General features: G+C 70.2%; 9 protein-coding genes. 4 read left to right on the forward strand and 5 right to left on the reverse strand.

What is annotated here, in order from left to right; translation table 11 throughout:
* The first annotated feature begins 260 nt into the window (after positions 1-260).
* The 3 genes from G6O69_RS15065 (at position 261) to G6O69_RS15075 (ending at position 6,215) form a co-directional block, all read left to right on the forward strand.
* Positions 261-2,093, forward strand: coding sequence for an FHA domain-containing protein (locus G6O69_RS15065; RefSeq protein ID WP_172304196.1), 1,833 nt, complete (start codon positions 261-263; stop codon positions 2,091-2,093).
* Positions 2,094-2,233: 140 nt separating this feature from the next.
* Positions 2,234-4,516, forward strand: coding sequence for a thiamine pyrophosphate-dependent enzyme (locus tag G6O69_RS15070; protein WP_172304197.1), 2,283 nt, complete (start codon positions 2,234-2,236; stop codon positions 4,514-4,516).
* Positions 4,517-5,579: 1,063 nt separating this feature from the next.
* The gene (locus G6O69_RS15075) at positions 5,580-6,215 is read left to right on the forward strand and encodes a Uma2 family endonuclease (protein ID WP_172304198.1); all 636 of its coding nucleotides are present in this window, start codon (positions 5,580-5,582) and stop codon (positions 6,213-6,215) included.
* A gap of 43 nt (positions 6,216-6,258) precedes the next feature.
* Here the strand turns inward: G6O69_RS15075 and G6O69_RS15080 are convergent, their stop codons facing one another.
* The 5 genes from G6O69_RS15080 to ribF form a co-directional block, all read right to left on the reverse strand.
* Complete coding sequence (locus G6O69_RS15080; RefSeq protein ID WP_172304199.1) at positions 6,259-7,632, reverse strand: aminotransferase class V-fold PLP-dependent enzyme; 1,374 nt, start codon at positions 7,630-7,632, stop codon at positions 6,259-6,261.
* A 173-nt stretch (positions 7,633-7,805) separates the two neighbouring features.
* Positions 7,806-8,612, reverse strand: coding sequence for a 4-hydroxy-tetrahydrodipicolinate reductase (dapB, locus tag G6O69_RS15085; RefSeq protein ID WP_217909837.1), 807 nt, complete (start codon positions 8,610-8,612; stop codon positions 7,806-7,808).
* A gap of 37 nt (positions 8,613-8,649) precedes the next feature.
* Positions 8,650-9,552: a 4-hydroxy-tetrahydrodipicolinate synthase gene (dapA, locus tag G6O69_RS15090; protein ID WP_172304200.1), complete on the reverse strand. Its 903-nt coding sequence runs from the start codon at positions 9,550-9,552 to the stop codon at positions 8,650-8,652.
* 55 nt (positions 9,553-9,607) lie between these two features.
* The gene (locus G6O69_RS15095; RefSeq protein WP_172304201.1) at positions 9,608-10,075 is read right to left on the reverse strand and encodes a hypothetical protein; all 468 of its coding nucleotides are present in this window, start codon (positions 10,073-10,075) and stop codon (positions 9,608-9,610) included.
* Positions 10,072-11,148 carry a riboflavin biosynthesis protein RibF gene (ribF, locus tag G6O69_RS15100; RefSeq protein WP_172304202.1) on the reverse strand — a complete coding sequence of 359 codons (1,077 nt, stop codon included), beginning with the start codon at positions 11,146-11,148 and terminating at the stop codon, positions 10,072-10,074. Before ribF ends, G6O69_RS15095 begins: the two co-directional genes overlap by 4 nt.
* A 487-nt stretch (positions 11,149-11,635) precedes the next feature.
* Here ribF and G6O69_RS15105 point away from each other — a divergent pair, with 487 nt between their 5' ends.
* Positions 11,636-12,781, forward strand: a complete 1,146-nt coding sequence (locus G6O69_RS15105) for a cupin domain-containing protein (protein ID WP_172304203.1) — start codon at positions 11,636-11,638, stop codon at positions 12,779-12,781.
* Positions 12,782-12,814: the final 33 nt, after the last annotated feature.

Here is a 12,814-nt window from a genome sequence, read left to right on the forward strand (position 1 = left end):
AAATCTGGAGTCGCCGCTGCCCCGATCCCCGTCGCTGGGTCCGGGCTCGCCGCTCGGGGTCCACGGGGAGGGTGGGGGATGGGGGGAGGAGCAGGGGAGGAGCCGGCTGACCCGCGAGTCAGGCCGCGTCCGCGGCGCTTCGTCATCAGAAAACTGCGTATGCCCGGCCGCCCCAAGCGTCAATTGGTCCGAACTTCACCCGAAGTTCGCGGGCTATCTGGTTGTAGGCGGCCGCCAAGGGCGAGACACTCGCCGGGTCCATGCCCTACACCCTCGAGATCCGCTATGCCAACCGGGCCCCCGAGGTTCGGACCTTCGATCAGCCGGTGGTGGTCATCGGCCGTGAGCAGGGGGATATCGTGCTTGGCGACCCGCAGACCTCGGGCCGCCACGCCGAGCTGCGCTGGGACGGCAGCAGGTTGACCTTCCGCGACCTCGGCTCGACCAACGGCTCCTTCGACAACTACGGCCAGCGCCTCTACGCGCCCAAGCAGCTCGAAGCCGAGCAGCCGGTGCGCATGGGCGGGAGCATGATCTTGCTCAAGCAGGCCGCGATCGCTCAGGCCACGGCCGGCGGGACCATGATGATGCCGGCGATGCCCAAGCCCGGGGTCGCGCCGACGGGCGGTCCGCCGCAGGCCGGCGCCATGCAGGGCGGCCCGGGGCTGCCGTCACCAGGTGGCTCGCAGGCCGGGGCTGGAGGCTACGGCGCCCAGGCCGGCGCTGGCTTTGCCGCCCAGGCAGGGCAGCAGGCGCAGCAGGCCGGTCAGCAATTTGGTCAGCAAGTCGGTCAGCAAGTCGGTCAGGTTGGGCATCAAGTTGGCCAGGCCGTGTACCAGGGTGGTCAGCAGGTCGCCGCTGGCGCCAGCGCGGGTCAGGGCGAGCTCAAGCAGCGCTTCACCACGGGCTGGGGGCGCCTCCAGCCCAACTTGGTCCAGGCGCTGCTGACCTTCGCCGCGGTGACCATCGTCACCGCCCTGGTCAACCTCGTCTTTGGCTGGATCCCGGTGGTCGGGTCGATCTTCGCCGGGCTCATGGGCCTGGTCACGCTGATCGCCGGCCCGATCTCGGCGGCCGCGCTCGGCTACTTCGTGATCAAGCAGCGCATGGGTCAGCCGGTCACGGCCGTGGACGCGTGGAAGACCGCGTTCAAGTCGCCGATCCCCGTGTGGGTCAACTTCGCCCTCGCCGGCTTCATCGCCGGGCTCGGCTCGATCTTCCTGATCGTCCCGGGCATCGCCCTGGGCTTCTTCATCGTCCCGATGTTCTTCGTCGAGAACAAGCGGCTGCTCGCCATCAACCTGGGCTCGCTCGAGTACTTCAAGCGCGACTGGGCCAAGGTCCTGCTGATCTGCCTCGTGGGCCTCGCGGGGATGATCGCGGTTGGGATCGTCGGGGGGCTGCTCTCTTTCCTCTTTGGGCTATTCAGCGACTATCTGTCCGCGGGGATCATCAACTTGCTCACGCAGGCCGGCTCCGGCGTGGTCATGACCTTGCTCGCCGTGGTCGGCTTCGATCTCTACGTGGACATGGCCGAGGCTCAGGGCCTCGACGTGGACGACCTGATGGCCAAGGGGATCGAGCGCTTCGAGGCGGGGATCAACGACGTCGGTGACGCCGACCCCAACGCGGGGCAAGCCCAGGCGCAGCAGGCTTACCAGCAGCAGGCGCAGCAGGGTTACCCGCAGCAGCAGGGTTACCAGCAGCAGGCGCAGCAGGGTTACCAGCAGCAGGCGCAGCAGGGCTATCAGCAGCAGGCGCAGCAGGGCTACCAGCAGCAGGCGCAGCAGGGTTACCCGCAGCAGCAGGGTTACCCGCAGCAGCAGGCGCAGCAGGGTTACCCGCAGCAGCAGGGTTACCAGCAGCAGGGCTATCCGCAGCAAGGCGGACAGCCGCAGCAGCAGGGCTACCCGCAGCAGGGTTACCCGCAGCAAGGTGGGCAGGTGCAGCAGGGCTATCCGCAGCAGGGCTATCCGCAGCAAGGCGGACAGCCGCAGCAGGGCTACCCGCAGCAGGGTCAGGCGCAGCAGGGCTATCCGCAGCAAGGCGGACAGCCGCCCCATGGCGGCGGCAACGGCTGGCCTCGCCAGTAGCGCCAAGCGCAACGCCGCGAGCGGCGTCCTGGGTCGTCGATCTCGGCTGTGAAGTTGGGTTCGCGCGCTGTCTCACGGCAGCGTGAGCGGCGTGCGCACCGGTTTACCCCTCACCGGTGATCGCTTACTTTCCCCGGCAGATGGCCGCCAAGTACCCGCTGACGACGCTCGACCAGCACCCTTCGCTGACCCCCGATCTCTTGCGGCAGGTCTACGAGGAGATGTGCAGGGCTCGCTGCCACGTCGAGCGCGTGGTCCAGGAGTGCTCCAAGGGCAAGATCAAGTTCGCGATCTGGGGCCCCGGCGAGGAGCTCCACGGCGCGGCCCAGGCCATCGCCTACAGCGAGGTGGTCAACCCCGACGCCTTCGGGATCTCCGGGCACTATCGCTCGGCGGGGCTGCTGTCGATGTGGTCGCGGCTGCGTGGCTACCCGGACTTTCACCTCGACCACATGCGCCAGCAGCTGTCCCGGGCCACCGACCCGTGGAGCGGCGGGCGTCAGATGACCTCGCACTTCAACGACCTGCAGCTCAACACGCTGCCGGCCCAGAGCGCCCTGGGCATGCAGCTGGGCAAGGCCGTCGGCTACGCCCGCGGCCTGCAGCAGCGCGGTCAGCAAGACGGCGTGGTGGTCTCCGTGGTCGGCGACGGGACCATGGCCGAGAGCGACTTCCACGAGGGCGTGACGGGGGCCTCGATCCTCCAGGTCCCGGTGCTGGTCTGCGTCACCGACAACAACGTGGCGATCAGCGTCAAGCCCAAGGACGGCCGCGGCCTCCACGACCTCGAGGCCTACGCCAAGGCCTTCGACCTGGCCTTCTTCACGGCCGACGGCAACGACTTCCTCGAGGTCTACACCGTGACCAAGGCTGCGGCGATCTACTGCCGCGACCAGCAGCGCCCGGCGCTGATGTGGATCCGCAACCTCTCGCGGCTCAACGGCCACTCCAACGCTGGCGACTATAACTTCGACTTCGACGCCCACGACTGCCTGCTCGACTTCGGCGAGGCGCTGGTCGAGCGCGGGATCCTCGGCGCGGGGGACATCGTCCGGCGCAACGATCAGACCCGCGGCGACTTCTACAAGCGCTACGACCTCGGCGAGATCTGCCAGCGCGCCGACGACTACATCGTGGGCACGATCAACCAGTCGGAGTCGGAGCCCGAGCCCAGCTACGACACGATCTACGAGCACATCTACGACCCCTACCCCGCGGCCGTGGAGCCGCCGGCGGTCGGCCGCGAGACGGTCATCTCGCTCAACGGCGCGATCCGGGCGGCGATGCGCGACATCCTCGAGGACAACCCGATGACGTGGATCTACGGCCAGGACGTGGCCGAGCGCGGCGGGGTCATGCAGGCGACCAAGGGGCTTTGGGAGCGCTTCCCCGAGCAGATCCGCGACGCGCCGATCAACGAGCCGCTGATCTTGGGCACCGCGGTGGGCTTTGGCCTGCACGAGGGCGCCACGGCCCTGCCCGAGATCCAGTTCTCGGACTACAGCCTCAACACGCTGCACTGGCTGGTCTACATGGGCAACCTGCTGTGGACCAGCAACGGCACGCTGCGCGCCAACGTGATCACCCGCCTGCCGGTCGAGCCGCTCCACGGCGGGGCCGTCTATCACTCGATGTGCATGGAGGGCTTCTACGGGGCGATCCCCGGCCTGACGATCATCGCGCCCACGACCTCGCGGGACTTCTACGGCCTGCTGCGCTCGGCGGCCGAGTACACCGGCCCGGTGGTGGTGTTCGAGTCCAAGGGTCTGTATCGCATGGCCCTGGGCGAGGCCTTCCCCGGCGAGCCCTCGGACCCCGAGGAGGTCAAGCGCCTCAAGCAGGCCATCGGCATGCGCGGGCTGATCCCCGACCTGCCCAAGGACTTCCGCGTGCCCCTGGGCAAGGCGGCGATCCGCCGCGAGGGCAAGGACCTGACCATCGTCACCTGGGGGCGGTGCACGCTCTTCGTGAAGGAGGCGATCGAGACCCTGAGCGAGCGCGGCGTGGACGTCGAGATGATCGACCTGCGCACGATCGTGCCGCCGGACATGGAGACGGTGCTGGCCTCGGTGCGCAAGACGGGGCGGCTCCTGGTGGTCCACGAGGACCGGGTGTTCTCGAGCCTCGGGCGCGAACTCCAGGGCCAGGTGGTCGAGGCGGCGGCGCAGTGGGGGGAGCCGGTGGTCACGCGGGTGCTGGGGCAGGACCCCGTGCCTGGGATCCCCCAGAACATCAACCTCGAGCACCACATCACGGTGTCGCCGGAGAAGGTGGTGAAGGCGGCGGAGGAGACGATGGCGACGAAGGTGGCGCGGGGGGCTGCTCCCTCGGCTTCTGGTGGGGAGAAGCGGCGGGCGCCGGCGGTGGTGGAGCCGGCTCGGACTCGGGTGTTGTGGACGCCGAATCGGGCGTTTGTGGGGTGAGGGGCGGAGCTGGTGATTGGATGCCCCGGGGCTTTTGGGTCTCGGGGTTTTTCTTTGGTTTTTGTGAGAGGGTCTTTTTGTGAGAGGGGATCCTGGTCTTTTTGCGAGAGGGATCTCGGCCGGCGAGGGCGCGCACGGGTCAGCAGGGGACCCTCTGGGCTCAAACAGATCGCTGACTGCGGCCGTATCTGCGTAGGGCGATTGGCTTGTTTTGGGGGAGAGATGTGCGTCGAAGGGCGGGTACGTTCGCTAAACTCGCCCAGAGGGTCCCCTGCTGCCCCTTTTGTGCGCGCGTCGTCGTGCGGGGAGAGGTTCCGCCCCGGGGAGTGGAGGGGCTCTGCCCCGGGTCTTTTGTGAGGGGATCCTGGTCTTTTTGCGAGAAGGGATCCTGGTCTTTTTGCGAGAGGGATCTCGGCCGGCGAGGGCGCGCACGGGTCAGCAGGGGACCCTCTGGGCTCAAACAGATCGCTGACTGCGGCCGTATCTGCGTAGGGCGATTGGCTTGTTTTGGGGGAGAGATGTGCGTCGAAGGGCGGGTACGTTCGCTAAACTCGCCCAGAGGGTCCCCTGCAGCCCCTTTTGTGCGCGCGTCGTCGTGCGGGGAGAGGTTCCGCCCCGGGGAGTGGAGGGGCTCCGTCCTGGGGCAGGCTCAGGGCTCTGGCCCGGGGAGTGGAGGGGCTCCGTCTCGGTGAGTGGAGGGGGTGGCTGGAGGCGTCGTCTCGAGGATTGAGCTGCTTTCGGGGAGGTGAGCCGCGTGGGTCTTCTTGGTCTTGGGGGGCAGGTGGGCGTGGTTTTGTTTTCTCGGGATCACTTTGGGGGAAAGCGACGACTACATGGGCGGACTGCTTGAATCATGGGACGCGAGGCAGAAAACGGGCGAAGGTGGTGGGGCGGCTCCGGTCGCGACATTCCCGCCGAAGTCGAGAAGAGTGCAGATATGTCGCGACTCGTCGCGAAAGTATTCGCGAAACGCAGGATTTCGAGCAGGAGCAGGGGGTAGGGCATGGATGTTTCGGTGACTTCGTATCGGACTAGGTTCATTGGCGTTATCATTCCGCTGGATATGTCGTCCGATCGCCCCGAGCGCCCCGATCGCCCCGAGCGCCCCGATCGCCCCGAGCGCCCTGATGGCGCTGACGGCCCCGAGCGCGTCGGTGGGGGCGCGACGTATCAGGACGTGCTCGACGCGCGGCCTGAGGTGATCGCCGAGATCATCGATGGTGTGCTGTATTTGAGCCCGCGGCCGGCTTTTCCCCACGCCACGACGTCGACGCGGCTGACGATCTCGGTGGGGGGCGCTTTCGATGGTGGTGGTGACCCTGGCGGGTGGGTGATCGTCCATGAGCCGGAGCTACACTTTGGGAAGAACATTTTGGTCCCGGATCTCGCGGGGTGGCGGCGGGATCGGATGCCCACTCGGCCGAAGACGGCCTTCGTGGCGTTGGCGCCGGACTGGGTGTGTGAGGTGCTCTCCAGGTCCACGGCGCGAATGGATCGCAAGGTCAAGCTGCCGGTCTACGCGCGCGAGGGCGTCTACAACGTCTGGCTGATCGATCCCGTCGCCAAGGTCCTCGAGCTCTATCGGCTCGAGGGGCAGGGCTACCGTTTCGTGCGTGATTTTTGTGCGGGGGAGCGCGTGCGTGTCGAGCCCTTCGAGGCGATCGAGCTCGAGCTCGACGGGCTGTGGCCGGAGGACTGAGGGGCTGGCTGGAGAGAGCGCAGGTGCTCGCGTACGAGCGAGCTCAGGTCGGGAGGGCGGCGGCGACGGTGTCGAGCTCGGCGAAGAAGGTGTCGATGTCGGTGTCGTCGATGTCGGGGTCGAGGCAGGCGAGGCGGATGACGGGGGTGGGGCCGATCTGGGCGTGGCTGACCAGGGCGCGCTGTTGCTCGCGCAAGGCGGCGGTGAGGGCCTGGGGGGTGGCGCGGCGGTGGGTGAAGCAGACGTTGGTGGAGGCGGGAGGCTGGTAGAGGTCGAGGTCGGGGGCGGCTTGGATGTGGGCGGCGGCGTGGCGGGTGAGGGCGAGCTGGCGGTCGACGCGGGCGGCGTAGCCCTCGTCGCCCAGGGACTGCCAGGCGGCCCAGAGCTTGAGGGCGTCGTTGCGGCGGCCGCACTGGAGGGAGCGGCGGCCGGGGTTGAGGGCGCCGTCGGCCTGAAAGAGGTAGTTGGCGGCGACGTCGAGGTTGCGGGCGAGGTGGCCGCGATCGCGCAGGAGCAGGGCAGAGCAGGTCACGGGGACGCCCATCATCTTGTGGGCGTCCCAGGTCAGGCTGTCGACGCGCTCGATGCCCTGGAGGTGGTGGCGGGCGTCGGGGCTGAGCAGCAGGGCGCCGCCGAGGCAGGCGTCGACGTGCAGCCACAAGTCGAGCTCGGCGGCGAGCTCGGCGAGGGCGTCGATGGGGTCGAATTCGCCGCGCACGGTGGTGCCGGCGGTGGCGTTGATCATCGCGGGGAGATAGCCGCGGGCGCGGTCCTCCGCGATCGCGTGGTGCAGGGCGTCGACGCGCATGCGGCCGCGGTCGTCGACCTCGATGGGGACGACGTTGGCCCGGCCGATGCCGAGCAGGCCGGCGTTTTTGGCGATCGAGTAGTGGTCTTCGGCGGAGCTGTAGATCCGCGCCCGGGCGCCGGCGCAGCCGTGGTCGAGGGCCTCGGGCTGGGCGTGGTTGCGGGCGATCGCCATGGCCAGGAGGTTGGAGAGCGAGCCGCCGGGGGCGAAGCTGCCCTCGCCCTCGGCGAAGCCGACGATCTCGAGCATGTGCTCGAGCAGCTCGGCCTCGACCAGGACCATGGGACCCGCCACCTTGAAGGTGTGCATCGTGTGGTTGGCGAAGGCGGCGAGCATGTCGGCGGCCGCGGCCGCGGGGATCCTCCCGGCGAAGAGCAGGTTGAAAAAGCGCGGCGAGCAGGTCGCGGGGCTGAGCCGGATCAGCCGCTCGAGGGCGGCGAGGACCTCGTGATCCGGGCGGCCGTGGGCGGGCGGGCGCAGGTCGCCGAGCTCGGCGCGCAGGTCCTCGGGCGAGCGAGTGGCGCGGACGGGGTCCTCGCGCTCGGCGGTGAGCAGGCGGTCGAGGGCGGCGTCGAGCTGCCAGAGAGGGGCGCGAGATCCCAGGGTCACGCGATGATGGTGCCCCAAGCGCGCGCGCTCCGGGGAACTCGGACATGGACACCTCCGCGCGCCAGCATGCGCGAGAGGCTGGCGCGGCGGTGTCGGGGTCGGGGTCGGGGTCGGGGTCGGTGTCGGGGTCCGAGCGATGGCGCGGGCTCAGAGCCCGAGCGATGGCGCGGGGCTCAGAGCCCGAGCACGTCGAACATGTCGTAGAGCCCGGGCTCTTGGGCCAGAGACCAGCGGGCGGCCCGCAGGGCGCCGCGGGCAAAGATGCTGCGGTCGCCGGAGCGGTGTGCGAGCTCGATGCGCTCACCCTCGCCGAGGAACATCAAAGTGTGCTCGCCGACCGAGTCGCCGCCGCGCAGCGAGGTGACGCCGATCTCGTCGCGGGTGCGCACGGCGTTGCCGCCAGCGCGGTTGAGCATCGCAACGTCGGAGAACACGCGATCGCTGGCCTCGGCGACGGCCTGGCCGATGCGCAGGGCCGTGCCCGAGGGGGCGTCGCGCTTGTGGCGGTGGTGGAGCTCGAAGATCTCGGCCTCCCAGTCGGGGCCGAGGGCGGCCGCGGCCACGCCGGCGAGTTGGAGCAGCAAGGTCACGCCCACGGAGAAGTTGGCGGCGTAGACGATCGGGATGTGCTCGCCGCACTCGGCCAGCAGCCTCTCCTGGTCCGCGCTGAGCCCGGTGGTCCCGATGATCAGCGGGACGCCGGCCTCGACGCAGCGGCGCACGTTGTTTTCGGTCGCCTTGGGCAGGGAGAAGTCGACGACGACGCTGCCCCGGCGGGGCTTGAGCTCGTCGGTGACGAGCACGCCGAGCTCGGAGCGGCCGATCAGCCGCCCGGCGTCCTGGCCGATGCCGGGGCCGCCCGAGCGGTCGACGCAGGCCCCGAGGGTGAGGTCGTCGGAGTCCATGACTTCGCGGATCAGGGCAGTGCCCATGCGCCCGCGGGCGCCGACGATGATGATGGAGATCATGCGGGTGTTCACGAGGTCAGTCCTGAGGAGCAGGGAGTAGAGGAAGGGGTCAGGCGATCAGGCCGAGCTCGCGCATGCAGGCGTCGAGCTGAGCCTGGAGCGGGGCGTCGGGGTCGAGGGGGACGAGGGGCGAGCGGACCGTGGGCCCGCCGAGGCCCAGGCGCATGGTCGTGGCCTTGGCGGGGATCGGGTTGGGCTCGGTGAAGAGCAGGCGGGTGAGCTGGAGCTGCTGGCGGTTGAGCAGCTGCGCGCGCGGGAGGTCGCCCTCGCAGGTCGCGGCGAAGAGATCGACGACCAGCTTGGGCGCGGGGTTGGAGACCACCGAGATGATCCCGTCGCCGCCCACGGCGAAGAAGGGCAGCATGGTGAAGTCGTCGCCGGAGAGCAGGCAAAATTCCTCGCCGGCGGCCTCGCGGACCTCGACGGCCCGGTGCATGTCGCCCGTGGCCTCCTTGATGCCCACGATGTTGGGGTGGCGCGCGAGCACGCCGACGGTCTCCGGGAGCAGGTCGCGGACCGTGCGGCTGGGCACATTGTAGAGGACGATCGGCAGGTCGACGGCGTCGGCGATGGCCTCGAAGTGGCGGATCAGACCGGCCTGGGGCGGCTTGTTGTAGTAGGGGACGACCTGCAAGGTGCCGTCGACGCCGAGCTCCTTGCACGCCCGGGTGAGCTCGATGGCCTCGCGGGTGGAGTTGGAGCCGGCGCCCGCGAGCACGGGCACGCGGCCCGCGACAGCGCGGGTCACGACCTCGACCACGTGGATGTGCTCGGCGTGGGACAAGGTCGTGGCCTCGCCGGTGGTCCCGCAGGGCACCAGGCCGTGGACGCCGGCGGCCAGCTGGGCCTCGACCAGCTTGACGAGGGCCTCGTCGTCGACGCGGCCGTCCTCGTGCATGGGGGTCACGAGGGCCGTGAGCACGCCGCGAAAGAGCTTGTGCGTATCCGCCATGGGCGGCGACGGTAGCAATTGGAGCGCACGGTGGCCAGGGCGGCCAGCCGCGCGGCTACCAGCTCAGCAACTCGGCGACGGCGAGCACGCGCAGATCCTCACCAGGGCGCGCGGCGACGAGCGAGACAGCGAGGGCGGCGGGCCCCAGGCGCGAGGGCAGGCGGTGGGTGCCCTCGAAGGCGGCGCAGCGCAGCGAGGTGAAGCGCAGCCCGGCGTGCTCCCGCGGGCGGGCGATGCCGAGGGCGAGGTGGAGGGCCTCGGCGGCGAGGCCGGTGGCGTCGACGTAGGCCGGGGGCACGGACCAGCGCAGCTCGATCTCGCCGGCGTCGGCGATCGCCCCCGGGATGAAGTGCAGCTCGACGCGAGGTGCCGGCGGCGGCTGGAGGCGCTCGAGCAGGGCGAGGGCGTGGCCGTTCTCGGGCTCGGTCCCGAGGACCTCGTCGAGGGTCGCGCGCGCGCGCTCGGGGTGACCTTGGGCGAGGTAGAGCAAGGCCAAGGTCGGGCTGGCGATGGCGTCTCTCATGGCGCGTCCTCGGGGGCGTTGGGGTTTTTTGGTGGCGGCTGGGCGCCGGGCGCGGCGCGAACCGGCGCGGGGTGGCGCAGGTGATCCGCCGCGGCGAGCAGCGGCCGGGCGTCCTGGATGTCTTTGGCGATGGCCGCGCGCAGGGCCTCGGGGCCGTCGAAGCGCTGCTCGTCTCGCAGCCGGGCGACGAAGGCGACCTCGACCTCGCGGTCGTAGAGGCGCTCGCCGAGCTGAACGTCGAGGGCGTGGACCTCGAGATGCAGCGCCCCGGAGTCCGGGTCGAAGGTGGGGTTGCTGCCGAGGTTGGCGACCGCCGGCCAGTGCTCGAGCTCGCAGCGGCCACCGTCCTCGGACTCGCCGAGCAGGCCCAGGAAGCAGGCGTAGACCCCGGGCGCGGGGAGCAGGCCGGTGCTGCGCACGTTGGCGGTGGGGAAGCCCAGGCCGCGGCCGCGGGCGGCCCCGTGGACCACGGTCCCGGCGAGGGCGTAGAGCCGGCCGAGCAGATCGGTGGCGCGCTCGACCGCGCCGCTCGACACGAGCTGGCGGATCGCCGTGGAGCCGAGCTTGGTCTCGCTGTCGGGGAGGCTGATCTCTTCGACCACCGCCGAGGCGATCCCCGCCGAGGCGAGCATCTGCGCGAGCTCGGGGGTGCCCCCGGCCCGGCGCGCGCCAAAGCGAAAGTCGTAGCCCACGACCACCGCCGAGGGGGCGAGCAGATCGATCAAGAAGCGATCCACGAAGGCTTGGGGCGAGAGGCCGGCGACCTCGCGATCGAAGCGCAGCACCGTGAGCGCGTCGACGCCGAGGTCACGACACACGCGCTCGCGCTGGCCCGGGGTCTGGAGCCGCGGCGGGGCGCGGTCGGGAGCGAGGATGTCGGTGGGGCGCGGCTCGAAGGTCACGACCGCGACCTTGGGGGCGAGGGCGCGAGCCTGGCGGACGAGGGCCTGGTGGCCGAGGTGCATGCCGTCGAAGGCCCCGAGGCAGGCCGCGTAGGTCTCACCGAGGAGGGCGCGCGGATCGCTCTGGGGAGCGGCGGTGGCGGGGCGGGCCGTGAGATCGAGCAGGCGCATCGGGAGAGTGGCCGGAAACTAGCACTGTTATGGCCCCCCGCGCTGCGTTGGCGACTGGGGCCATGCACGTCCGCCCGCTCCGCGGTCGAACGCCCCCTCTGACCCCCAAAGGGGGGTCTGGGAGCTTGCGAGGGGGTGTGGGGCGTGCTCGTTGGGGGTGAGGGGTCTGCGCCAGGAGCCCCTTGCGATGTGGTTGAGCGCGGGCGAGTGAACCTTGGGCCGGCCCTCTCGACGACGCCCGCGCCGGCGCCGAGTCGGAGGATGTCCGCGTCGACGTTCTCGCCCTCGCTGCGGTAGCTCCCAACTCGTTCGATGCCGAGCAGCTCGGTTCACGGCGACTGCAAGGCTTGCTCGTCGGTGCCGCCAATCGCAACTTGCGCTCATGTGCGCGGTCGAGCATGACGCGGCCGACGAATACGCGCTTTACGAACGCTGCCAAAGTTGCGAGACGTCTGCGGTGAGCACCCGCGAAGATCGACGCGCTATTTTGCCCGAGCTCCTCGAACAGGCCGCGGTGCAGATGTACGCGGTGTTCGAGGCTGGCGAGCCCGCGGTCTTGCGTGGCCTCGGCCCGCTGTTCGAGGTCGAGGAGGTCTTCGCCTGGATCAAGCGTGTCCACCCCCAGGCCAAGGCCAGCAGCGCGCGCGATAAAATTGATGCCGTCAAGCGCAGCTGGGGCCTCGATATCGAGCCCCCACTGGCGAGTGCCGATCCCGATCCCGGTCGGCCTGCCGAGATCTATCGAGCCGGCGCGATGATCCTCGAGCCCGCGCCCTTTTTGCCGCGACCCGAACACGACAGCTTCGAAGCCTGGGTCCGCGAGACCCACGAGGCCCTCGGCGGGTCCTTTGGCATGCAGGCTCCCGGGCTCGAGTGCGCGAGCCTCGACGCCCTCGGCCGGCTCCAGGCCCTGCTCGGCCCGGTCCTCGCCGAGACCGGCCCACGCAGCTATCGCTACAACGCCTTCGTCGGCGACTACGCCCGCACGCCCTTCGGCTACCACGTCGACCCCCACCAAGAAGGCGTGTTCCAGTATGTCCTCAGCGGCTCGCGTCGCGCCCACTTTTGGCAGGGCCTGATCCTGCAAGACGCCGACGCCGAGTGGGTCGAGGACGCCAACGGCCTGGCCGAGCCGAGGATCCCGCCCGAGCACAGCTTCTCGCTCGAGCCCGGCGACCTCGTGTTTTGGCCCGGGACCCACGTCCACGGCTTCGAGCCCGACGGGCCCTCGATGGCCTTGAGCATGGTCATCGATCGGGCCTCGCCCTTGTCGCGGGCCGAGGTCGTACGCGCGCTGGAAGTCGCGACCATGGGCGGGACCGCGGCGCTCCCGGCCGTCGACGAGTTCGCCGCGCCCGTCGACCCTGGCGCCCGCCTCGTTCGTCGGGCCGGCATCCGTCTGGCCCACGCGCGCTGGGAGGACGCGCTGATCATCGGCGTGTGCGGGCGCAGCTTCGAGTGGCCCGAGCGAAGCTCGGCCGCCGCTGCGGCGGCGCTGATCGACGACCTCGAGCAGACCCGCGGGGTCATCGAGGTCGACGCGATCCTCGGCCGCCACGCCCACCCGCCTCTGGCGGCCGTCGACATCCTCGAGGTCCTGACCGTGCTCGTCAGCCTCGGGGCTTACGCGTAGGAGCCCGTGGTGGGTTTCACCACGGGCTCTTAG

The sequence above is a fragment of the Pseudenhygromyxa sp. WMMC2535 genome (assembly GCF_011083025.2).